This is a genomic window from Catellatospora bangladeshensis, assembly GCF_016862575.1.
GTDB classification, from domain to species: Bacteria; Actinomycetota; Actinomycetes; order Mycobacteriales; family Micromonosporaceae; genus Catellatospora; species Catellatospora bangladeshensis.
In genome coordinates this window covers 1-22,452 of sequence record NZ_BONF01000054.1, presented here as the reverse complement: position 1 = coordinate 22,452, position 22,452 = coordinate 1, and the positions used below count along the sequence as shown (strand labels likewise).

Below are 22,452 nucleotides of genomic sequence, written 5' to 3'. Positions count from 1 at the left end.
TGCGGTTCAATTGTCCCCCGCCGGGCCGGTCTGGGCGATGTCGATCAGGTGCTCAGGGCCTTGGAGCACGCCGTCGGCTGTGCGGATGGCTACCTCCGGCGCGTGGGGCACGGGTGTCAGCCGCACCCGCATCGTACCGTCGCTGGAGGTCACCCGGACCTCGGCGCCGTCACGGCCTCGCGCGGCCAGCGCATCGCCCAACAGTTGGAGAAACAGACGGAACGCCAGCGGATCAAGCTCGGCCAGCTGCGACAGCAGCACCGGGCCATCGGTTGCCAACTCGGCGCGCGCGGCCGCGGTCTGCGCCGACTCCCGCGCCGCCCGCTCAGCAAGGAATCGCCGCTGTTCGCTGCGGTCGGCCACACGGTTGGGCGTGCCCCGGCGCTCGTAGGACCCGGTGCGCCGCAGCTGCGGACTGATGCGCAGCGCGGGGGCCTCCCGCCACGGCGTGGAGCTTGGCACCCGCTGCTCATCCCACACCGCGGTCGTCGCCGGGGTAACGCTCAGGTGCCGCGCCGACGACATCGCGAATGCCGCCCGCCACAGCCGGTGGGCGTCGTCGTCGGTGGCTTCAGCGAACCAGACCGCAAGCCTGCGAAAGTCCGCTGAGCGGTCCGAGCGGCCCGAACGGCGGTCGTTGATCGCTGACACCGTCGCCAGCAACTGGGTGATCGATGCGATAGCCGCTGAGCGCAACAGCTTGGCCTGCGACGGCCGGCGGGCGTCGGCGCTGACGAACCAGCTTCGCAGTCCGTCCCAGCGCGCCCGCCAACGATCGAGGGCGACCGTGAAGGTGAGGGCGTATGCGTCCGTGTCAGAGTCGGCGTCGGGTACCGCGTCGGCCGCCTCACGTCGTGCCGCGGCGTCGAGGACGTCACGGACCCCGGCGGCCTCCACCTCGTGCGCCAAGCGGGCGATCTCCGCGCCCTGATTGGCTAGATCTGCGATGAATCGCTCGATGTAGGTGATCAGCCGTTCCTTGTAGGCGACGAAGGCATCGACGTCGCTGTCGGCGAAGTCGATAGTGCGCCGCAGCGACGCCATGAACGCCTGCGCGTTGTCGGCCAGACTGGCGAAGCGCTCCACGATGCTGAGCAGCAGCAGATGCGCCTTAGCTGCATCGGCCGAGGTCCCGGCGTCGTTGGCTTCCTTCAGCAGGTGCAGCAGGGCGTGCAGCTGAGACGCGATGTCGGTCAACGCCACCGACTGCAGCACACCGCGCCGTCCCACTGCCTCCTCGTAGACGGCGATCGCCTGTTCGGCGGCCTCCCCTTCGCTGGTCAGTTGGTACAGGTACCGCGCGCGGTTGAAGTCCTCTGGGGTGGTGACCCGTCCGGTGTCGGGGTCCGCCCGAAGGTTGCCCCAGGTGGTGAGCTGTGCCAGGCCATTGGTAACACCGTCAAGGTCCAGCAGGTGCCCCAGGTCTGCGTGTACGTCCTCGGGACGCAAGTGGACCACGAACCGGTCCTTGGCCCGGGTAAACGCCGCAAGCACCAGGCGGTATCGGTCGGCGTGCTCGGACTGCAAGTGCGCGAATGGACGTACAGCATCCGACGCCACATCAGCCATGGGTGACATCCTCCCAGATCGCTCTATGGGTCAAGCAATCTCTTTGTCCGCTACCGGGGCACGGCCAGAGCGATGGACGGCCGTTCTCGTCTGTTGGCGGCCACCTCGTCGGCGAACAGGTCTTCGAGGTGGCGGTAGACCTCGTGGAGGTGACGCGGCCGAGCGGTAGCACGCATGTGGGCGGCGTATTCGGCTAGATCCTCACGCAATGCGCGGTGCACCTGGTCGATCGACGTGCTCGGTAGCCAAGGCTGACAGGTTTGAGGCTCCCAAAGGCCGACAACTTGGTCAACTATTGAGACGAGTGCTGTGGCGTGCGCCAGACCAGCAATCAAGTTCGATGCGAGATCATGTGCGCCGTCGGCGGTCATGACCGCTGGCCAGCGAAGCCGCCGCAAGACGGCTCCTGCATCAGCGAGGGTCCGGACATGCTGAACGCCGTGGGCATGAGCTGACGCAACGAGTCTGGCGTGCTCACGTCCTACGCCCTTTGCGCCGCGTGATTGCACCGCCGCGAGGGTCTGAACCGTCTGACGCGTACGTGCTTCATCGTCGCTGACCTTGATGCGCAGCAGCTGCGCGATCTCACCCGTGCGGTCAAGATCCTCGTCCAAGGCGATCGCGGCAAGCAGGTAGAAGGCCACGCTGGCAGAGCCTGCGGGGGAAGCGTGCAGGTGCTGACCAACTTGGGCGATGCGGCAGGGCGCGCTCTTTGAGGCTGGCGCATCAGCGTGCGGCAATGTGTCGGCAACCATCCGCCCGTCCATGGCTGTGGTTGGCGACGAGGCACGGCCAGCGAAGCTCTCGCGGCATGGCGCCGTGGCGTCTGCGCCTAGAATCGCGGCCAGACCCCGTTCAACGTCGATAGCCTGGCGCATCTCGGCCAGCAGATGCCCTTGGACGTCGCGCAACAGGCTGTCGACCGCCTCGCGGTCGTACGGCGGTCGGCTCCCGCTCACTGCTCTGTCCCTTCCCGCAAGAGATCACCAAGTGCTTGCCGTGCAGCGGCAAGGCTCGACCGCACTGCACCGGGCGAGATCTGCAACTCTTGCGCAGTCTCAGTAGGGGTATACCCGTCCAGGTGCCAGGCCATGACCTGGCGCTGCCGCAGCGGCAGGCGCGCAAGTAGTCCGCATGCCGCTACATGCGGCGCGACCGAATCTGCGATGTCGCGGCCATGGTCCGCCTCCACCGCGTCGGACACCTCGCCAGATAGGTCGACAGCGAACAGCGCTCTGAGGTATTTCCTCCGCGCCACCGTTCGCACCCACGTCCGAGGCATCCGAATGGATGACCATTGATGGTACGCCTCCCCCATGACGTCCGCCGCGATATCTGTGGCCACTGTGGCGTTGGCGCCGAGGCTGCGCAAAAACACGCCCAGTGCGTGAACGTCGTCCTTGTAGAAGGCGGTGAACTCGGCGACCTCGACCGACCGAACAGTCGTCGGCGAAGGCTGGCTTTCGCAGCTCGTCTCCGGGCCCGGCTCGTACGCGCGCGGAGTCGTCATTGCCTACCTCCGGAGTTCCCATCGACGCCCAACGCGATGGTCAGCAAGGTTCCGTCGGCCCGCACCTCTCGCAGCTTGCTACGGGGTGGAAGTTCACGGGCCGCCAACCTCAAATGCCGACTGCGGGCCGCTTCGCCGCGAAGCTGAAAATGCAGGCGGATCCACACCACAACCACGGCGCACAGTGGTGTGCCGCAGATGGCTGCGACCCATAGGTGATCCATCAGGCCTCCCACACAGTCTCATATGTAAGTGGAGAGAAACCCCATGATCGTCAAAGGGGAAGATTGTCGCGATTCTTACAAGCATCGGGTCGTTACCAACGCGGCGACACACTCGTTATATTCGCTCGCAAACACCAGACTCAGCACCCCTCGCATCCAGCACGTCCAAGGCTGCTTGGGCGCTCAGCTACCGAAAGTATGGGCGCTCACGGAATTCCAGCGCGCTTTCCTGGTCGATCATCGGCCTGTGGCCCGGGACGATGGTGTTGGCGCCGGTGACGAGGATGCGATCGCAGGCGGCGATCCAGCCGTCGATGTCGCCATCCCACACGATCGAATGGTCGCCGATCAACAGCACGCCACCGGCGCACACGACATCCTCGTTAGGCACATCGAGGATCACGTCACCCTCAGCGTGCGCCCACGCGGCCTCGATCAGCTCGACCGCACTGTTGCCGAGTTGAGCGTGCTCTGCGCACAAAAGGTCATGTTCGGCTCGGTGATCTCGATGGCGGAGTCCGCCCTTGGCCCTGGCCAGTGGCCCTGGCCAGTGGCCCTGGCCAGTGGCCAGCCTTCCAGCTCGCCGAGATGCGTCACCACGACGGCGCAGCTGTCTGTCGGCTAAGGCTTGCCTAATTCTTCGAACCACCTCGTCGCCGAATGGTCAGAAGGCCGCGTGACTACCCCTGTCACCTATCGGTGCAGCACACCCCAGGAATCGGGCAGCACTTTTCCTTGGCCCCGTGTGTCACCCTGATTCTCATGGGCCGACGCCACCGAATTCCGATGGATCTGCGTGCGCTGTTGCTCGGCGGCGTGATGGGAGCCGGCATAAATCTGGTGACAGCACACGCCGACTCATGGTGGCACCCACTTCGATGGATCGACGACACGGCCGTGATCTGGCTGTCGGCTGCCTTCGCGGCGGTGCTGGTGTGGGAGGCGGTTCAACGTTGGCGGGTAGCGCGCGCCCACGCGTGGCGAAGCGACGACAGCCCGTATGCCGGGTTGGAGCCATTTTACAGTGACAGGTCAGCGGTGTTTTTTGGACGTGATCGCGAAACCGAGACATGCTTGGCACACCTCAACAACCGAACCGGAACGCTTGAACGCCGAGGACTGCTACTGCTCGTCGGCCCTTCAGGAAGCGGAAAATCTTCCCTGCTCCGTGCTGGTGTCCTACCGAGACTGTCGAGGCGGTGGAAGGTGTATGGCCCGATGGTCCCGGGAGCAGATCCGTTTGCCTCGCTGGCTCAGATATTACGTCAGGGCACAGACGACCCGGGTGCCCTGCTCGACCTTGCGCAACGGCTGCGTCAGGAAGCCGTGGAGACATGCGCGGGGACCTTCCAGACGCCGCGCCTTCTGAATGCAGCCCTGAGCGCGGCAAGCGAAGGCAGGCCGCAAATGCTCCTCGCGGTCGACCAAGCCGATGGACTACTGCACGATCTGTCCGCGGATGACGGGGCAATGCTGCTGAACTATCTTCAAACGGCGCTGCGGTCCCACCGCGCATTGCACGTCCTGCTCACGTTGCGACCCGACGACCTCATCACACTCGATCGTCTCTCCCCCGGCCTGCGCCACGGCACGTCGATCGTCGTCGGTCCGATGACTCCGGACCAGATACGTCAAGTGATCGTCCGCCCGGCCCGCGCCGCGGGCATGCATCTGGAAACCGATCTCGTCGAAACCATAGTCGCAGAGGCCACCGTCGGCGATGCGCTGCCCATGCTGAGTCAGCTCTTGCGGCGACTGTGGGACGACCGCACCGATGTGATCACCCACCGGGACTACGAGCGAGTCGGGCGGGTTGCCGGTGCCATCGCTGCTCACGCCGAACAGGTTTACGCCGTCGCCGGGAGCACCCACGACCCCGATGCGGTCGATGACCTGCTTCTGCGTTTCGTTGACTGGGACGGCGACCTGCTTACACGACGACAGGTTGCCTTCGCCGAGCTCAGCGAAAACGATCGCGACATCGTCGCGACGTTCCGCAGTAGCCGGTTGATGGTCGACCTCGACCAGGGAAGTTCGGTCGGGTTCGTGCACGACGCGCTTCTGCGACGCTGGGACCGGCTGAATCACCTTGCGCAACGCGCCGACCGGCGGATACGCCTTCGCAGCACCCTTGAACGACGTGCCCGGGACTGGCATCGCGCCGGTCGGCGCGCCGACGATCTACTCGTCGGCGGAGCGCTCACTGACGGCGATGACGTCGTCATGTCTGTGGGGGTGTCGTCGTTGCTGGCGGAGTTCATCTGCGAATCGCGACGATCAGCGTCAGCGTCAGCGGCCTCCCGTGCTGCTGCCGCAGCGCTGTGGGCACAGCAGATCCGGGCGAAGAACCCGGACGAGGCGATCACGGTTGCTCTGGCGGCGGTCGACGAGGCTCCCGGCTCAACACCGCCAGTAGCGCTGTGGACCTTATGGTCGCTGCTGGATGCTCCTGACATGCAGTTGCTAAGCATGACGCACTCGCCGGGAGTGGCCAGTCTGGCCTGGAATGGGCAGGATCTCGTGACGTTGGGCGGCGAAGGGAGGCTGTGCCGTTGGTCGCGCTCGGGTGAGTTGCTGGACCGTCGACAGTTGCCGCTAGACCCCACCGATAGGCGGCGCCTGACCGGCAGCGGCACAGCCGTCATGATCGTTAAGTCGGATGAGCTGTCTCGTTGGGACACCGCGCCGATGAGCGATGCCCGATATCGTCGCGCCCTCAAGGCGTACCACAGCGCCCAGCTCGGCTGGAGCCACGATGGTCAACAGTATGCCTTCGGTGGGCCCGGCGGCTGGATCGCCGTCGGTGACATGTCCGAGGCGGAACTCCCCGAGATACCGTTCGTGCCGGGCGGCGAGTCCGCCCTACCGTTCTGGTCCGTGCAGGGCGACAGGATCGCCTGGGTCATGGGCGCCACGGTACGCGTCCGGCTCAGCAGCTCCGCGCTAATCACGGCCAGGATCGCGGCCGCAGCGGAGATTGACGCCCTCATGTGGTCACCTGACGGACGCTTCATCCTGTGTATCGCCAGCCCGGCTCATCGCCGCGCCAGCCAGCCCATCACACAGCATGTCCAGGTCTTCGACGCTCTTACCGGGCGTACGGTGCAGCACATCCGCCACGACACGACCGCTTACTCGAGCTTCCGCGTCAGCGGCGCCTGCTGGTCACCAGGCAGCGACCAAGTCGCCCTACTGATCCACAGCCTCCGCGACAGGGATGCCGATACAGCGGAGACGATCCAAGCCGAATTCCATTTATTCGCTCTGGACTCCACCGAACCACTCCGCCGCGTCCTCTTGCCGATTGCCGGACACGCGTCCCCCCTGCATGACGTCTTCACGATGAGCATGTGTGTCGCATGGTCAGCCGACGGCCATGCGATCGCTTGCGCGGACTCCTCCGGCATATGCATCCACGACATCACCACCGGCAACTCTCTGCATCTGCCCAGCACCGATCTCCGCAACCTCGCGTGGTCACCCGACCGGACGCGCCTGGCCACCACCACGCGTCACTCCGCGATGATCCACGACATCGGCACCGCGTCATTCGCCGTTCTCGATACAGCGTTCGCCTGGCGGCTGGCCCCCACTACCGTTTGCTGGGAGCAAGACGGCAATCGCATCGCCGCTTCCAACCATGACTCGCTGGCGGTCTGGGACGCACACGATCGACACAAGATCATACAGATCGACGATCTCCAACCCGGCGCGCACGAACTGGCCTGGTCTCCCGACGGCTCCTACCTCGTGCGAGCCGCGAGCGATTGGTGGGGCAGAAGCCCTGCGGAAGTCGTCGTATTCGACGCCAGAACCGGGCAGCCCGCGCTGACCCGCAGTTTTGGACGGCTGGGCCATGCCATCGTCGCTTGGTCACCAACCGGCGATCGACTGGCATTGTCTCCGGATCGGAGAACGATAATTACCCTGCAAACCGGCACCTGGAACGAGGTTTTCGCTAACGGGGAACCCACGCCTCACACGGAGCAACTGGCATGGTCACCGAACGGTCGATCGATCGCTGCGGTGGGCAAGGCCGGCGTGTACATCCGCAACGCCGAAGACGGCTCGATAAGAATGCGATGCATCGGTGGCAACGACATCGACGGCATGCTCTTTAGCGCACGTCGACTTCTGTCATGGAGTCCGTGTAGCACATACCTGGCCACTGCCGGCTCCCACACGGTCACTATCTGGGATGCTGAGACCGGACTCTCCTGCGCCGCGCTAGACATACCACGGCGTCACGGCATGCGCGGTGTCATAGTCGCGCTACAGTGGCCGACCAGCCAAAGCCTGCACGCGACTCTGGATGGTGGCCAGTTGCTCACTTGGCACATGCCTGAGTCGATCGACAGCATCATCGGCTTGCTACCTAACACCCTGGCGTCGCCGGCTGACGACATCCGCTCACGTTTCGGGCTGTCCGCCGCCTCGACCTCGAGGTCGTAGTCCACGACATGAACACGTCGCGGCCACCGTCCTTGCTCGCTCCGGACCCCTCACACGGCTAAACCGCAAGAAGTCCGGGGCCAGCCGAGATCGCCACAGAGGTGTCGGCAGCGCACGCAACAGATAATGATCTTGCGCTCCCGTAACGCTCCAACAGTAAGGGGCGGGCGTCATCAAGCTCATTACTGGGCGATATCAACGGGAGAGTGAGCTGCGGTTATCCAGATCGGATCGAGCCTCAGTCGACGGTGACGCCCAGCCCCCCAGTCAAGTGCGCTACCAAACTGCGCTACAGCCCGTTGCCGAGATGATCTCTCACCGCGGCAGGCCGTACAGCGTAGCGCACTCTGAAGCGGGACGCGCACACGCCCCCCGTGTCCGTTTCATGACGTTTCCAGTGGGTGTTTAAGCTCGCTTTGCGTAGACATCCCAGGAACCCGGCTCAACCACCGGGCAATGGGACCCTGCCCGCGTGTGACACCTCGCAGAGCTCGTTTCCCGCGCGTAAGGTCCACGGCCCGCCGGGCGTCCTGCCGGTCAGCGACGCCGGCCGGCTGCGCTCCGACACGCGAGGCAGTGGGCAGCTAGGGCGCATGATCTCCATCAACAAGCATGCTCATCCGGCGTACGGCGATGCTGTGGGAGTCAGGTAACTCCCACAGCATCGTCATAGGCCCGCGGCTGCGGACAGGTCACATGTTCTTGGTGAAGTCGTACAGGTCCAGGGCCGTCTGGTCGAAGTACGGCGACGCCACGATCGTGGGGTTGGGCAGGTTGGCGCGGCTGTTGATCCCGTTGACCAGGCCCCAGTTGCCGTCCCAGTTCAGCAGCCAGCCGCCGCCGCTCGCGCCCTTGTTGAAGTTGCAGGGAATCTTGATCGTCTCGGTCCAGACGTTGGGGTTCTCCTGCGAGGAATAGCCGCTGCAGCGCCACAGGTTGCCGCCGTCGAACGGGGCCTGGGCGGGGTAGCCGAACGCGTTCTGCGTGTTCTGCGTGCCGGCGAACGTCCACAGGCCCTGGCCGCCGAGGTAGCTGACGATGTGGTTGCCGTTCAGCGTGCCCATGATCGCCACGCCCATGTCCTCGGCGGGCGCCGACGAGTTGATCCACGCGTTCATGGTCCAGATGCTGACCGCGGACCAGGTGCCGTACGGCCGCGGGTTGGCCAGGTCGTCGTCGTAGGCGGGCACGAACGCCCAGCTGGAGGCGGCCTGGCCGCCCGCGCCGCTGTGAATGCAGTGTCCGGCGGTCCACACCGTGTCGGCGCCCGCGGAGTTCACCACGGTGCCGGAGCACTGGTAGGAGGCCCCGCCGAGCACGAAGAAGGCCTTGCCGCTGGTACGCGCGGTCGGGTGGGAGAACGCGAAGTTCGGGTTGACGGCCAGCGTCGACATGCCGCTGCCCTTGGGCGTGCCCAGGGCCCCCTCATAGGGCGGGATCACGGTGGGTTTACGGGCGTCGGTTGCCGCCTGCGGTGCCGCGGTCTTCGCCGCCTCGCTGCCCACGGCCATCGCGCGGGCGTACTCGGGCGACTCCTCGATCGGCCTGGCCGCACGCATGCGCTCCGGCGTCCAGAACGCGTCGATCGCCTGGGCCGCGGTGACGTTCTGCCCGTACTTCGCACGTCCGGCCGCCCACGCTTCGGCGTGGACCCCCACCGCGCCTCCGGTCACGCCGGACTTCGCCGAGAGGCCTGAGTCATCGAGGACGGCCGCAGCGGACTGGGGCACCGCCAGGGCCGCACCGGCCGCCAGCGCGACGGCCGCGAGGACCCGGGCCGCCTGTCGCCTGGTCGTTGAGACTGACATTCATGTTCTCCCAACCTGTGGCGGAGCCCGTGCGGCATCCGCTCAGACGGTTACTCTTATCGATGCAACAACCGTCCAATGGGGATGTTGGACACAGTTGGACACCTGGACTTGTGGCGTAGCCACCGCACTGGCGCGGTGCGTCGCCGGCGGCGGCGGTAGGGGCCCCGTCGAGCATTGCTGCGGTAGTCCACCAAGCGACGCATGAACTCGACCGCGGCCACGGGCGGCCTTCGGCAGTCGGGCTGTGCGACATCCACGTTCGTCGATGGATAAGACGACGATGTTCCAGTGATGCCAGAAAGGCTGGACTACTCGCGCTGCCAGCACGTGTGGCTGCCGCGTGACCGGCAGGGGGAGAAACGATGTACGACCAACCAGCGCCTCCCGGTGCGCGACGGGCGTCGCACCAGACATCCGACGCATACCATTCCGCGCTCTCGGTAGATCGCGAACTGCAGACGGTGCAGGACCTGGCCCTGCTGCTGCGCAAGCTGCGGCAGCGCCACGCGCGCCAGCAAGGCGGCAACCTGTTGACGTACCGGCAGCTGGCAGCGAAGACCGGCTGGTCCCACGGAATCATCGGCGAGTACTTCGCGGGAAACGTCCTGCCCCCCACCGAGCGGTTCGACATCCTGACCCGGCTGCTCGGGGCCACCAGCACTGAGCAAGGCGCGTTGGCCACCGCCCGGGACCAGGTCGAAGAAGGTCGACGTCGAACGAATCCGGCCGGCGGGTATGCCGGTGCCGCGCCGGGTCAGGCCAACGGCACGGCGTCAGGTGCACCCGTGCCGCAGCAGCTGCCACCGGCCCTGACCGCCTTCGTCGGCCGCGCGGAGCTGCTCGCCCAGCTCGACGACGCCACCACCGGTCGGGCAGGCAGCTCGGCCGAGCCGGCCGCGACGAGCGTGGTGCTGTCAGGCACCGCCGGGGTCGGCAAGACAACCCTTGCCGTGCACTGGGCCCACCGCGCCGCCGAGCGCTACCCGGACGGCCAGCTCTACGTCAACATGCGCGGGTTCGACCCCAGCGGCTCCATGATGACGCCCGCCGAGGCGCTACGCGGGTTCCTGGAGGCACTCGACGTGCCGCCCGAACGCTTCCCGATACACCTGCCCGCGCAGGTGGGGCTGTACCGAAGCCTGCTCGCCGGCCGGCGGATGCTCATCGTGCTGGACAACGCGCGCGACGCCGAGCAGGTGCGACACCTGCTACCTGGCAGCCCGAGCTGCCTCGTACTGGTGACCAGCCGAAACCGCCTCGCCGGCCTGGTCGCCGCCGAGGGCGCCCTGCCGGTCACCGTCGACCTGCTCTCCTTCGACGAGGCGTGGCAGTTTCTGGCACGGCGCCTCGGAGCAGACCGGCTGACCGCAGAACCGCAAGCCGCGAACGAGATGATCGAACGGTGCGTACGGCTGCCGCTGGCGCTGGCGGTGGTCGCCGCCCGAGGGGCGGCACATCCGTCGTTTCCGCTGTCCACCCTCGCCGCCGAGTTGCAGGAGTCGAGGCGGCTGCTCGACGCGTTCGACGGTGGCGACGCCGGTACCGACGTGCAGGCGGTCTTCTCCTGGTCGTACCAGCATCTGAGCCCGCCCGCCGCGCGCCTGTTCCGGCTGCTCGCCTGCCATCCAGGGCCGGACACCACGATCCCCGCCGCTGCCAGCCTGGCCGGGCTGCCACGGGTTCAGGTGCACCGGCTGCTTGCCGAACTGGCCCATGCGCACCTGGTCACCGAACACGTGCCCGGCAGGTTCAACCTCCACGACCTGCTGCGGGGGTATGCGGCCGACCTGGTGGAAAGCCTCGACACCGCCGATACCCAGCGGACGGCAATCCAGCGCGGCCTGGACCACTACCTGCACACGGCACACGCGGCCGCGCTGCTGTTGCAGCCTGGCTGGGATCCGATCAGCCTGGCCGACGCCCCACCCGGGGTAACACCCGAGGAGATCGCCGATCACGGCCACGCGCTGGGCTGGTTCACCGCCGAGTACCGCGTGCTCCTGGCTGCGGTCGCCCACGCGGAACGCGCCCGGTTCGAAGGGCACGCCTGGCGGCTGGCACGGACCCTGGTGGACTTCCTGCAACGCCGAGGCCACTGGCCGGACCTGGTCGCCGCGCAGCGAACCGCCCTTGCCGCGGCGCAGCAGGCGGGCGAGCGGCCCGGGCAGGCGAGCGCCCACCGCGATCTCGCCCGTGCGCTCGTCCGAGTCGGCGAACCGGACGAGGCGGAGGGCCACTACCACGCGGCGCTGAAACTCTTCAGCGAACTCGGTGACCACACCGGGCAGGCACGAACCCACCGGGCGTTCGGCGCGCTGCTGGACCTGCTCGGCCGTCATGCCGATTCCCTGTACCACGCGCAGCAAGGCCTGGAGCTGTACCGGGTCGCCGGTCACCTGTCCGGAGAGGCCAGCGCACACAACGGGGTGGGGTGGGCGCATGCCAGACTCGGCCAGTACGGCCCGGCGCTCGACCACTGCCGGCGAGCGCTGGTGCTGCTGCGCCAGACCGACGACCGGCACGGCGAGGCGAACACCTGGGACAGTCTCGGCTTCATCCACGACCGTCTCGGCCGCTACCGCCGGGCGGTCTCGTGCTACCACCGGGCCCTGATCCTTTTCACGCAGATCGGTGACCGATTCGACGAAGCGGACACCTTGAACCGGCTCGGTCACAGCCGATGGTCCTTGGGCGACCGAGCAGGCGCCGTGCGGACCTGGCAGCGGGCCCTGCGCATCTTCGACGACCTCGGCCATCCCGATGCGGAGGGGGTGCGCGACCGGCTGGTCCACGCCACCGGGCCTACGGCGAGGACGACGAGTGCCGGACCGGACCCCGGATGACGATGAGAGTGGGCTGACCGCCGGGCGCGGACGCCCGTCCATGGCCGTGTGTACGGCTGGAAATGCGTTTGTCTGATTGCGTGCGCCCCATAGGATCTCCGCTGATCAAGGGAGATGACACGGTGAGCGATTTCGAGCAGTTCGTGACGGATGTGACCACACGTCTGTCGGTGATGTCCAAGGGCGAGTTGTACGTCGTCGGCGACGGTCTCGACCGGGACTCACTCTGGCTCACCTTTCTCGATTCGTTCCCTGCCGGCACCAATCCCCGGTTCCGTGAGCGGTCCGAGTACGACTGCTCGACCTGCCGCGGGTTCATCAAGAGCTTCGGTAACGTCGTCGAGATCCACGACGGCCGGATTCGCACCGTCTGGTCGGGGGTGTCTGCCTCCGACCCGGTCTTCTCCGTCGTCGCCGCCGCGATGGACGAGTTCGTCGGCTCGCTGCCGCTGTCGACCGTTTTCCGGTCGACCGAGGCGCAGTACGGGACGAGGACGACCCGGTCGCTGCGCGACGGCCAGGTCGAGGTGTGGCACCACCTGCACGGCCGGGTGGAGAAGCGGCACCGCATCAAGGACGTCGGCGCGGCACGGGCCACCTTCGACGCCGCGGTGCAGGTGTTCCAGCGTGGCCTGGCCGAGCTGACCCAGCCTGCCCTGGACACCGTCGTCGACCTCATCGACGACAACGCGCTCTACCGCGGCACCGAGCACCGGCGGGCGGTGACCGAGTTCCGGTCGCTGCAGAACCGGTGGACGCAGGCGGCCGACGCGCGGGCCTTCATCTTCGCCAACGCCATGAACCCGGCGGCCCGATTCCGCAACACGGTGATCGGCACCCTCGTCCAGGATCTCTCCGCGGGCGTCGACCTGGAGCAGGCGGTCCGGTCGTTCGAGGCGAAGGTGGCGCCACAGAACTACCAGCGCCCCAAGACGCTGATCACCCCGGCCATGGTCAAGGCCGCCATGAAGACCATCGACGAGCTGGGCATCGAGGAGTCGCTGCAGCGACGGTTCGCCCGGCTGTCCGACGTGTCGGTCACCAACGTGCTGTGGGTCGACAACGACACCCAGGCGCGGATGAAGGACGGCATCGAAGGACTGCTCATGCAGGCGGCCACCACCCGGCCCGCAGGTGCGCGTGACGGGAAGCAGGAGGAGATTCCCGTGGTCACCTTCATGAAGGACATCCTGCCCGGCGCGGCGACCATCGACCTGTGGGTCGCCAACAGCCACGAGCCGAACTTCGTCAGTCTCACCACCGGCCGGCACCCGGCCGCTCCGCGGCTGTTCACCTGGGACAACGATTTCGCCTGGTCCTACCGCGGCAACGTCACCGACTCGATCAAGGAGAAGGTCAAGCGCGCCGGGGGCAACGTCACCGGCAAGCTGCGGGTGAGCCTGTCCTGGTCCAACCACGACGACCTGGACCTGCACGTTTTCGAACCCAACGGGGTCCACATCTGGTACCAGGACAAGCGCAACAAGCTGGACGTGGACATGAACGCGGGCGGCGGGTTCTCGCGCGAGCCGGTGGAGAACGTCACCTGGACCGGCCACGTCCCCGACGGCGAGTACCGCATCGAGGTGAACCAGTTCAGCAAGCGGGAGAGCACCGACGTCGGCTTCGTGATCGAGACCGAGAGCAACGGGAAGATCGAGCACTACAGCCACGAGCGGGCGGTCGGTCACAAGGAGACCGTGGAGGTGGGCCGGATGACGGTCGTCAACGAAGTGATCACGGCCTTCCGGCCCGGCAAGGACATGCGGCGGGGCAGCGCCGGCAAGGACCTCTGGGGCATCACCACCGAACAGTTCGTGCCGGTGTCCACCGTCATGTACTCGCCGAACTACTTCGACGACAGCGAGGTCGGCAACCGGCACTACTTCTTCATCCTGAAGGGGTGCGTGAACGACCAGCCGACCCGGGGGATCTACAACGAGTTCCTGCGCGGCGACCTGCAACCGCACCGCAAGGTGTTCGAGGTGCTCGGCGACCGCACCAAGTGCGAGCCGTCCCCGGATCAGCTGTCGGGCCTCGGCTTCAGCTCCACGGTCCGCAACTCCGTGGTCGCCAAGGTGACCATGACCAGCGGTCGGCGTCACCTCTTCAGCATCCAGTTCTGATCCCCTACCCCGGACATCCGAGAGGCCACCATGACCATTTTCGAGAAGGCCACGCGGGAGAAGTTCCGCTACCCGTCGGCCAAGGGCCTGCTGACCACGGAACAGCTGTGGGAGCTTCCGCTGACCGCCAAGTCCGGGTTCAGCCTCGATGACGTGGCCAAGGCCGTCAACGCCGAGCTCAAGGCCGTCGACACCGAGTCGTTCGTGGCCACCGAGGCCAATCCGGCCAAGGCGACCTTGGAGGCCAAGCTGGAGGTCGTCAAGCACGTCATCGCCTTCCGCCTCGCGGAGGACCAGGCGGCGAAGGCAGCGGCGGCAAAGAAGCTGGAGAAGGAGAAGCTGATTGCAGTCCTCGGGCGCAAGCAGGACGCGGTCCTGGAGAACCTGACCGAGGCAGAACTGCTTGCCCGAATCAACAACCTCTAGCCTGCCGACAATCGACGTCTGCTGACAGGCCCTGTGGCGTACACCCGGATAAGGTGTCCGCCACAGGGCCTCTTGCCGAAGCTGAGCCCGAGCTACCGTGTCATGGCTGAGCTCATTGGATATCCGACTCGGGCGGTGGCAGCTGAAACGAGGTCTCATCCTCGACCGCGGCGACGCCCGGCACCGTTGCGATCGACGCGCGCCCGGTCTGGTCCACCACTCCGGTGATCACCCCGGCAGCGCCGAGGACCTGCTCGACACGCATGCCGACGGTGCGCAACCGTTCTGCGAGGTCGTCGATCTCGGCGACGTGATCATCGCTTACGGTCACTGTGACTCGGTCACTCATGAGCTGACCCCACCCCCGATGCCGCGGCTGTGACCCGGTCACTGCGGGGCCTGGACGAGACCGGCGCCGACGTCCTGCACCGGCAGCGGCAGTTCACGGGCGGCCTGGGTGAGAACATTCCAGAGCGAGCGGCCGGATTCACCGGTGGCCTCCGCCCACAACGCCGCGATACCGGCCACATGCGGTGTCGCCATGCTCGTACCGGAGATGGCATTGTGCGGCGGCGTGGGCCACGAGGAGTAGACGTTCACGCCCGGTCCGGCGATGTCGACCTGGCCTCCCGGAACCGGGTTGCTGCGAGCGGAGAAGTGGGCGATGTCCAGCATCTCGTCGATCGCGGCGACAGCCATGATCGACGGGCTGTTGGCCGGAATGCCGACGAAGCCCGGGTCGCCGAACCTGCGGCGGGCGTTGTTGCCCGCAGCCGCGACGATGAGCGAGCCTGCCTCCAGAGCACGCCGGCCGACCTGCTCGTATGCGAACGACACGGTCGGGACGTCCGCGCCCAGCGACATCGAGATCACCTTACAGCCGTTGACCATCGCCCAGTTGATGCCGGCGAGGATGTTGGTGTCGGTGCCGCTGCCGGAGTTGCTCAGCACCTTGCCCACCATGATCTGGGCACCACCGGCGACGCCGTAGCGGCGGCTGTCGGACGGGGACGGCGGACCGCATGCGGTACCGGTGCAGTGCGTGCCGTGCCCGTGCATGTCCTGCGGCGACTCGCCGGGGATGAACGACTGGGCGATGATCTGGCGTCCGGCGAAGTCGGGGTGGCCGAGTCCGAATCCCGTATCCAGTACGGCCACGGAGACGCCCTGGCCGGTGCGACTGGACGTGTTGGTCTTCGTCGCCTGAAGCCCCCAGGTCAGGAGTGGTGTGTCGGCGAACCCATGCCCGTTCGCCTGCCCGGTCGTCTCCGCCGCGGTGGCGATCACCCGGTCGCAGAGGTCGGTGACCGCATCCCGATACCCGAGCAGGTACGAAGACGGCACCGGCGGCGCCTCCGTGATCGCGTGAAGGATGTGTTCAGGCTCCACCGCCAGGATCCGATCGTCGGCCGCCCCGGCGGCGCTCAACCGCACAGCCTGGTCCGGGTGGGCTGCCACCACCGCGATGCCGAGCTCGGCGAACACGATGGCGTCCGCGGCGGTCGCCTGGTCGAAATCCAGCGCGCCGGCAGCGAAGTCCCGGGTGCTGGCGATGCTCGTCACCCCCGTCACCGCCCGCAGAGCCTCGGCGGTCGCCGCGTGGTCGCCGCGCACCTCGTCGTTGAAGACCACCACGTATCGCCCTGTGGTCGATGGATGGGCGGCACCATTGCCGCCGTTGCCGGATACGGAGTTTCCGGCCCATGCGCCAAGCTTCCAATCTGCCATGATGATGTTCCTCTCTACCTTGTGGCCCGACAGGTGAATCGCAGCCGGTGTGCCTCATGCGGCGGCCGCCTGGCAGCAGACAACCGGGACCGCTCGCCCCACTGACACAGATGTCGCTGGAGATGTTCAGGTCACGGCTTGTAGGGCTCGTCGGTGCGGGAGATCTCGTTGAGCGTGCCGCCGTCCAGGGCGTACACGGCGGTGCGCCGGATGCTGAGCGTGGCGGAACCGGCATCACTGGGGCGGGTCAGGTAGACCAGGGTCAGCTTCCCGTCCGCGAAGCCGACCTTCTCGACCGGCTCGCGATCATCGAGCTCGAACTGCACGACGCACCGGGCCCGCTCGGCAGGCTTGCCGCAGAGCATGACCGCCCAGTAGCGGCCGGTGGTGTTCACGACGCTGCTCATGATGGTGGCAGCGGTGGTCTTGCCGAGCCCGTCGAGGTCGCCCGTGGCGCAGGGCTCCTGCACGGCGAGCGTCAGACCGTCCTGGCCGGAGAACATGCCGTCGGTCAGCGGCGCACCGTCGTCGCCGAACGCCAGATACGGGTCCATCGGGCCGGCCACCATCGCGTCCTTGACCTCGGCGCAGGTGGCGGCCGGCACGGACGGCGCGGCCCGGGGCGGTGAGGCGGCAAGGGCCTCCGCGCTGGACGCCGCAGGGGTGTCCGACGGGGACCTGCACGCGGCCGGCAGCGCGGTCAGGACGGCGACCACGCCCAGCAAGGCGGTACGGCGCAGGCGCAGCGCCGTGAGTGGCGTTCTTCGACGGCTCGGGATGGTGCCCGCATGGTGAGGATGGCCCAGGCCGCGAGCGCTCAGAAGTCGCGAGTGCGGCATTGTAGTCATTGCGGATCCCGTCTGTCTGTCATCAGTGGAAACGGATGGCGATGGATCTCCGGGTGCGGCCGCAACAACATTCTATGCGCAGCAAATGAAACAAAACTGCACTTCACGAGCTTGCTGACAAAACGGTGCACCAGCCGGGTGTGGTGCCCGCGGCTTGCCACGCGGCGGTTCACGACGGCAGGATCTCCCCCATGATCGAAGCAACCGAGTCTGCCGGGATCAGGTGAACGTGTTCGAGGCTGGGATCGCGTCGATCCCATACGGCAACGCCGCGTACGGCGAGCTGCTCATGGTCGGCGTGGCGCGTGAGGAGCGTCGGCTGCGGATCCCGGAAGACAGAGACCGGGTGCCGGGCCGATGGTGGGCGTAGCGGAGCGGCTCCGCCGGCTGCCGCGGGTGGTCGTCGATATCGGACTCGCGCTGGCCGCGCTGGCCGCCCAGCTCGCGCCGTTCGTCTCGGGGGATCCGCCGGCGGGCCGGTCGTGGCCGGTGGGCGGCTATCTCGTGGCGGTCGCCGTGTCCCTGCCGGTGATCCTGCGGCGGCGGTTCCCGTTCGCGGTGCTGATGGCCAGCGAACTCGCCGCGGTGGCGTACACCCTGGTCCCGGACGGTCCAAGGCAGCCGCTGTGGTACGGCGCGCTGATCGCCATGTTCACCCTCGCCGCGCAGGCGCCGAGGTGGCAGCGGATCAGCGCCATCGTGATCATCGTGTGGGGCGCGTTCCTCTTCACCGGCTCGCTGGAGACGGCCGCCCGCGGCGCGCTGCTGTGGACCACGGCGTACGCGATGGGCCGCGCCTGGGCCTCTCGCCAGGAGCACGTGCGGCTCCTGCAGGAACGCGCGCTGCACCTGGAACGCGAGCGGGAGCTCGAGGCCGAGCGGGAACGGTCCCGGATCGCCCGCGACATGCACGACATCCTCGCGCACGGAGTGAGCATCATGATCGCCCAGGCCGAGGCGGGCCCGGTCCTGATGCGCAAGGGCCCGGAACGCACCGAAGCGGCCTTCGACGCGATCGCCACCGCCGGCCGCGACGCCATGGGCCAGCTCCGGCGCATCCTCGGTGTGCTGGAGGCCGGCGGGGAGAGCCCGCGCGCTCCGCAGCCGACCCTGGCCGACCTACCGGAGCTGGTCGAACGCGTGTCGAGCAGCGGATCCGTGCCGGTGACACTCACCGTGTCCGGCAACCCCGGCAAGCTGACCGCCGACGGCGAGGTCGCGGCGTACCGGATCGTGCAGGAGGCGTTGACCAACGTGATGAAGCACGCGCGGGCCCGTACGGTGACCGTGGCCCTCGATTGGAGCGGCGGCGACCTCGCCGTCACGGTCGTCGACGACGGCGACGGCACGGCGGCCGGTGACGGCCTGGGCCGCGGGCTGAACGGCATCCGCGAGCGCGCGCTGAGCTGCGGCGGATCAGCCACAGCGGGTCCCGTGCCGGACGGCCGGGGCTTCCGGGTCCGGGCCATGCTGCCGGCGGTGCCGGCCTGATGAGCATCCGCATCGTCGTCGCCGACGACCAGGAGCTGGTCCGCGGCGCGTTCGCCATGATCCTCGACGCGGAGCCGGACATGGAGGTCGTGGCCGAGGCGTCCGACGGCGCCGAGGCGATCGCCGCGGTCGACGAGCACGCGCCGGACGTGCTGGTGCTCGACATCCGGATGCCCGGCATGGACGGCATCGAGGCGACCCGGCGGCTCCACGGCAAGCCGGTCCGGGTGCTCATGCTGACCACCTTCGGCCAGGACGGCTACGTCTACGACGCCCTGCGGGCCGGGGCGAGCGGCTTCCTGCTCAAGGACGTCCGGCGGGCGGAGCTGATCCAGGCGGTCCGGGTGGTCGCGGCCGGCGAGTCGCTGCTCGCTCCGGCGATCACCACCCGGCTGATCGAGACGGCGGTCCGCGGGCGGGGCGCTCCGGCCGGGGTGTGGGCGGGGCTGGACCGGCTCACCCCGCGTGAACGCGAGACCCTGCAGCTGCTCGGCCGCGGTCTGGCCAACACCGAGATCGCGGCAACCATGGTCGTCAGCGAGCACACCGTGAAGACGCACGTCAGCAGCGTGCTGGCCAAGCTCGGGCTGCGCGACCGGGCACAGGCCGTGGTGGCGGCGTACGAGTCGGGTCTCGTGGTGGCCGGCCGGCCGTCTCCCTCTGGAGAGTGAGACCTTAATCCCTCTAGGCACCGATCGGAGTCCGCTCTCGGCGGCGATGGCAGGGCACACGAGTTCTTCGATGATCGTTCCATGTTCCGACGAAGCCTTCGAGTCCTGGCTCTGCCGCTGGTCCTGGCCGCAGCGCTCACGCTGACCGCCGGTCCGGCGGCGGCCGATCCCACCGCCGGCCTCACGACCGTGGAGGTCGCGATTCCCGCCTCCGGCGGCAAGACCCTTGGCGGTACGGTCTACTCCCCTCGCGGGGCGGCCGGCCCGCTGCCCGGTCTCGTGCTCGTGCACGGTTCCGGCAACGGACGGCGGGCCGGTGTCACACCGGAGGCGCTCGCCTTCGCCCGGCAGGGCATCGCGGTCCTCGTCTACGACAAGCGCCCGCTCGACCAGCCCGAATACTCCCTGCTGGCCGACGACGCGGTGGCCGCGGCCGGGGTGCTGCGGGCCCAGCCCGGCGTGGATCCGGCCGCGGTCGGGGTGTGGGGCATCAGCGAGGGCGGCTGGGTCGACCCGATCGCCGCCGGACGCTCCCCCGGCATCGCCTTCCTGGTGCTGGCGTCCGCACCCGCGCAGTCCCCGCTGCGCGTCCAGAACTGGAACATGCGCAACAAGCTGGCCGCGGCCGGGGTCACCGGCGCCCTCGCCGACACGCTGTCGGACCGGCTCTACCGGCTCGCGAACGACGCGGGCATGTTCGCGCAGGCCGATCACGACCCGGCCCCGGCCCTGTCGGCGCTCACGAAGCCGGTCCTGGCCGTCTATGGCACCGCCGACACCCAGGTCCCGCCCGCCGAGAGCGCCGCCGAACTGCGCCGTACCGTGACCGCGCCGCTGACCGTGCGGTTCCTTCCCGGGGCCGGGCACACGCTGCGGGTGCTCGATGAGGACGGGATGTACACCGACACCCTGTTCCCGGGGTACGCGGAGATCGTCGGCGAGTGGGTCCGCGCGGTGGCCGCCGGGAACGTCCCGCCCGCGCACGCCGACCCGGCTCCGGGCCAGGCGGCGCTCAGCAGCAGCCTCGCCCCGTCGGCGTGGTGGGAGTCGTGGCCGGCGCAGTTGACCGTGCTCGCCGTGCTGCTCGTGACTTTCCTGGCCTACCCGGTCATCGCGGCGGCCCGCCGGTTCCGGCGTCGTACGGTCGAGGTGACCCGTCCCGCCCGGGTCCTGGCCGGCGTGGGCGTGCTGGCCGTCCTCGGCTTCACCGGCTACTTCGTCACGGTCGTCGACAGCGCGGACTGGCGCGGCATCTCCCCCGGCCCGATGCTCGCCGGGCGGCCGGTGTTCTGGCTGGCGCTGCAGGTCGTCGCCCTGATCACCGTGATCGCGACGGCGATGACGGCGTACGTCTGGCGTACCGCGACCGGCGACCGGCTGCGCCTCGGTCTGCTGATCACCGGCGGCGTCCTCTTCCTGCCCTGGTCTCTCTACTGGGGTTTGCTGCTCCCCTGATCCGTCTGCGGGTATTTGTCGCGGGCGAGGTCTCCGGTGTTCAGGTTCTTCTGGTCGTTGAACCCTTCACCGGAGACCTCGCCGTTCATCGAGCACTCATACGCTGGGCCTTCGTGATGCTGCCTAGCGCTGCAGCGTCAGTACACCCGGCCGCCACGGCAGCAGGTTGTAGTCACCCCCCGCGTTGGGGTTCTTGCCCTGGTAGAGGAACTGCAGGTTGCACGGGTCGATGGTCTTGGTCTGGTCGGGGTTGTTGCGGACCAGGTCACCGTGGCTGATGTCGTTGGTCCAGGTGGCGCCGCTGTTGGCCTTGCCGGCGAAGGGGTTGCTCTCACTGGCGGCCTGCGGGGTCCACGAACCGCTCAGGCTGCTGGAGGTGAACGAGCGGAAGTAGCGCCCCTGACTGCCGATGGCCTCGACGATCATCAGGTACTGGTTCTGGCCCTGCACCTTGTAGACCTCGACGCCCTCGAACAGGTTGTTGGTCGAGTCGGTCATGATCGTCGTGTAGGACGAGCCGAAGCTGCCCGGGAAGTTCCCGATCGGCATGCTCGACCGGTAGATCTTGCCGTTGTCACCGGCGAAGAACAGGTACATGTTCTGGTCGTCGCCGATGAGGGTCTGGTCGATCACGCCGTACGGGGCGTCGGGGAGGCTGGCGGTGGACAGCGTCTGCGCCGCGGACCAGCCGTTGGCGTTGGTCGGGTCGTTCGACGTCTTGTAGCTGAACGACGTCGGGCCCCACTGGTACGCCAGCACCCAGATGTTCTTGGGGGCGAAGTACAGCAGCGTCGGCGCCACCGTGCCCTGGCTCATCCCGTTCTGGCTGGCCGAGGCCATGTCGGACCAGTTCGTGAACAGGCCGAAGTTCATCGAGCTGTACGAACCTCCGCTGTTGACGTACGACCCGTAGACCAGGTGCTTGCCGTTGTAGACCACGTTGGTGAAGTCCTTGAGCGAGACCCACCCGTTCTGCGGGTTCGTCAGCGCGCCGGTCGAGGTCCAGCGGTACGTCGAGGGCAGCGTGCAGCCACCCGGGGGCGGCGACGACGGGGGCGGCGCGGACGGGGACGGCGACGCGGGGCTGCCGAACTGGGTGCGCCACTGCTGGTTGGTCTGGCCGTGGCAGTCGTAGAGCTGCACCTGCGCACCGTTGGCGGTGCTCCACACGTCCAGGCACCGGCCGGACTGAACGCCGCTGATGGTGCCGTTGGCGTTCACGTTCCACTGCTGGTTGGGCTGCCCGTTGCAGTCGTAGATGATCACCGCGGTGCCGTTGGCGGTGCCCCGGCCGTTCG

16 protein-coding genes are annotated in these 22,452 nt (G+C 67.8%); 7 read left to right on the top strand and 9 right to left on the bottom strand.

Annotated features, from left to right (window positions below):
- Window positions 1-6 precede the first annotated feature (6 nt).
- From Cba03nite_RS35935 to Cba03nite_RS35920, 4 genes are all read right to left on the bottom strand, one after another.
- Window positions 7-1,569 carry a TIGR02677 family protein gene (locus tag Cba03nite_RS35935; protein ID WP_203756390.1) on the bottom strand — a complete coding sequence of 521 codons (1,563 nt, stop codon included), beginning with the start codon at window positions 1,567-1,569 and terminating at the stop codon, window positions 7-9.
- A gap of 50 nt (window positions 1,570-1,619) precedes the next feature.
- Window positions 1,620-2,528 (bottom strand): hypothetical protein, encoded by a 909-nt coding sequence (locus Cba03nite_RS35930; protein WP_203756389.1) that lies wholly within the window; start codon window positions 2,526-2,528, stop codon window positions 1,620-1,622.
- Complete coding sequence (locus Cba03nite_RS35925) at window positions 2,525-3,079, bottom strand: RNA polymerase sigma factor (RefSeq protein ID WP_203756387.1); 555 nt, start codon at window positions 3,077-3,079, stop codon at window positions 2,525-2,527. Before Cba03nite_RS35925 ends, Cba03nite_RS35930 begins: the two co-directional genes overlap by 4 nt.
- Window positions 3,080-3,490: 411 nt before the next feature.
- Window positions 3,491-3,784, bottom strand: coding sequence for an MBL fold metallo-hydrolase (locus Cba03nite_RS35920; protein ID WP_203756384.1), 294 nt, complete (start codon window positions 3,782-3,784; stop codon window positions 3,491-3,493).
- A gap of 305 nt (window positions 3,785-4,089) precedes the next feature.
- Between Cba03nite_RS35920 and Cba03nite_RS35915 the strand changes: the two genes are divergently transcribed.
- Window positions 4,090-7,755: an NACHT and WD repeat domain-containing protein gene (locus Cba03nite_RS35915; RefSeq protein WP_203756382.1), complete on the top strand. Its 3,666-nt coding sequence runs from the start codon at window positions 4,090-4,092 to the stop codon at window positions 7,753-7,755.
- Window positions 7,756-8,447: 692 nt separating this feature from the next.
- Here Cba03nite_RS35915 and Cba03nite_RS35910 read toward each other — a convergent pair.
- Window positions 8,448-9,563 (bottom strand): trypsin-like serine peptidase, encoded by a 1,116-nt coding sequence (locus Cba03nite_RS35910; protein WP_203756380.1) that lies wholly within the window; start codon window positions 9,561-9,563, stop codon window positions 8,448-8,450.
- 464 nt (window positions 9,564-10,027) lie between these two features.
- Between Cba03nite_RS35910 and Cba03nite_RS35905 the strand changes: the two genes are divergently transcribed.
- The 3 genes from Cba03nite_RS35905 to Cba03nite_RS35895 all read left to right on the top strand — a co-directional run bounded on the left by Cba03nite_RS35905 (window position 10,028) and on the right by Cba03nite_RS35895 (window position 14,961).
- Window positions 10,028-12,409 (top strand): ATP-binding protein, encoded by a 2,382-nt coding sequence (locus Cba03nite_RS35905; RefSeq protein WP_239126272.1) that lies wholly within the window; start codon window positions 10,028-10,030, stop codon window positions 12,407-12,409.
- Window positions 12,410-12,531: 122 nt separating this feature from the next.
- Window positions 12,532-14,535: a DUF8224 domain-containing phage-derived protein gene (locus Cba03nite_RS35900; protein ID WP_203756375.1), complete on the top strand. Its 2,004-nt coding sequence runs from the start codon at window positions 12,532-12,534 to the stop codon at window positions 14,533-14,535.
- Window positions 14,536-14,565: 30 nt separating this feature from the next.
- Complete coding sequence (locus Cba03nite_RS35895; RefSeq protein WP_203756373.1) at window positions 14,566-14,961, top strand: hypothetical protein; 396 nt, start codon at window positions 14,566-14,568, stop codon at window positions 14,959-14,961.
- 112 nt (window positions 14,962-15,073) lie between these two features.
- Here Cba03nite_RS35895 and Cba03nite_RS35890 read toward each other — a convergent pair whose 3' ends face one another.
- The 3 genes from Cba03nite_RS35890 to Cba03nite_RS35880 all read right to left on the bottom strand — a co-directional run bounded on the left by Cba03nite_RS35890 (window position 15,074) and on the right by Cba03nite_RS35880 (window position 17,405).
- The gene (locus tag Cba03nite_RS35890) at window positions 15,074-15,310 is read right to left on the bottom strand and encodes a hypothetical protein (RefSeq protein WP_203756372.1); all 237 of its coding nucleotides are present in this window, start codon (window positions 15,308-15,310) and stop codon (window positions 15,074-15,076) included.
- Between the two features lie 38 nt (window positions 15,311-15,348).
- On the bottom strand, window positions 15,349-16,689 hold the full coding sequence (locus Cba03nite_RS35885; RefSeq protein WP_203756371.1) for a S8 family serine peptidase: 1,341 nt from the start codon (window positions 16,687-16,689) through the stop codon (window positions 15,349-15,351).
- Window positions 16,690-16,820: 131 nt separating this feature from the next.
- Window positions 16,821-17,405 carry a hypothetical protein gene (locus Cba03nite_RS35880; RefSeq protein WP_203756370.1) on the bottom strand — a complete coding sequence of 195 codons (585 nt, stop codon included), beginning with the start codon at window positions 17,403-17,405 and terminating at the stop codon, window positions 16,821-16,823.
- Between the two features lie 489 nt (window positions 17,406-17,894).
- Between Cba03nite_RS35880 and Cba03nite_RS35875 the strand changes: the two genes are divergently transcribed.
- The 3 genes from Cba03nite_RS35875 to Cba03nite_RS35865 all read left to right on the top strand — a co-directional run bounded on the left by Cba03nite_RS35875 (window position 17,895) and on the right by Cba03nite_RS35865 (window position 21,154).
- Window positions 17,895-19,028 (top strand): sensor histidine kinase, encoded by a 1,134-nt coding sequence (locus tag Cba03nite_RS35875; protein ID WP_203756369.1) that lies wholly within the window; start codon window positions 17,895-17,897, stop codon window positions 19,026-19,028.
- Window positions 19,028-19,699 (top strand): response regulator, encoded by a 672-nt coding sequence (locus Cba03nite_RS35870; protein ID WP_203756368.1) that lies wholly within the window; start codon window positions 19,028-19,030, stop codon window positions 19,697-19,699. Before Cba03nite_RS35875 ends, Cba03nite_RS35870 begins: the two co-directional genes overlap by 1 nt.
- 81 nt (window positions 19,700-19,780) lie before the next feature.
- Complete coding sequence (locus Cba03nite_RS35865) at window positions 19,781-21,154, top strand: alpha/beta hydrolase family protein (RefSeq protein WP_203756366.1); 1,374 nt, start codon at window positions 19,781-19,783, stop codon at window positions 21,152-21,154.
- A 123-nt stretch (window positions 21,155-21,277) separates the two neighbouring features.
- Here Cba03nite_RS35865 and Cba03nite_RS35860 read toward each other — a convergent pair.
- On the bottom strand, window positions 21,278-22,452 hold a 1,175-nt coding region (locus tag Cba03nite_RS35860), incomplete at its 5' end, for a non-reducing end alpha-L-arabinofuranosidase family hydrolase (protein WP_203756364.1).

Excerpts from the sequence above, each read along its gene's own strand:
- Cba03nite_RS35935 (WP_203756390.1), bottom strand. The coding sequence starts at position 1,569 with ATGGCTGATGTGGCGTCGGATGCTGTACGTCCATTCGCGCACTTGCAG.
- Cba03nite_RS35925 (WP_203756387.1), bottom strand. The coding sequence starts at position 3,079 with ATGACGACTCCGCGCGCGTACGAGCCGGGCCCGGAGACGAGCTGCGAA.
- Cba03nite_RS35915 (WP_203756382.1), top strand. The coding sequence starts at position 4,090 with ATGGATCTGCGTGCGCTGTTGCTCGGCGGCGTGATGGGAGCCGGCATA.
- Cba03nite_RS35910 (WP_203756380.1), bottom strand. The coding sequence starts at position 9,563 with ATGTCAGTCTCAACGACCAGGCGACAGGCGGCCCGGGTCCTCGCGGCC.
- Cba03nite_RS35895 (WP_203756373.1), top strand. The coding sequence starts at position 14,566 with ATGACCATTTTCGAGAAGGCCACGCGGGAGAAGTTCCGCTACCCGTCG.
- Cba03nite_RS35890 (WP_203756372.1), bottom strand. The coding sequence starts at position 15,310 with ATGAGTGACCGAGTCACAGTGACCGTAAGCGATGATCACGTCGCCGAG.
- Cba03nite_RS35885 (WP_203756371.1), bottom strand. The coding sequence starts at position 16,689 with ATGGCAGATTGGAAGCTTGGCGCATGGGCCGGAAACTCCGTATCCGGC.
- Cba03nite_RS35875 (WP_203756369.1), top strand. The coding sequence starts at position 17,895 with ATGGTGGGCGTAGCGGAGCGGCTCCGCCGGCTGCCGCGGGTGGTCGTC.
- Cba03nite_RS35870 (WP_203756368.1), top strand. The coding sequence starts at position 19,028 with ATGAGCATCCGCATCGTCGTCGCCGACGACCAGGAGCTGGTCCGCGGC.
- Cba03nite_RS35865 (WP_203756366.1), top strand. The coding sequence starts at position 19,781 with ATGTTCCGACGAAGCCTTCGAGTCCTGGCTCTGCCGCTGGTCCTGGCC.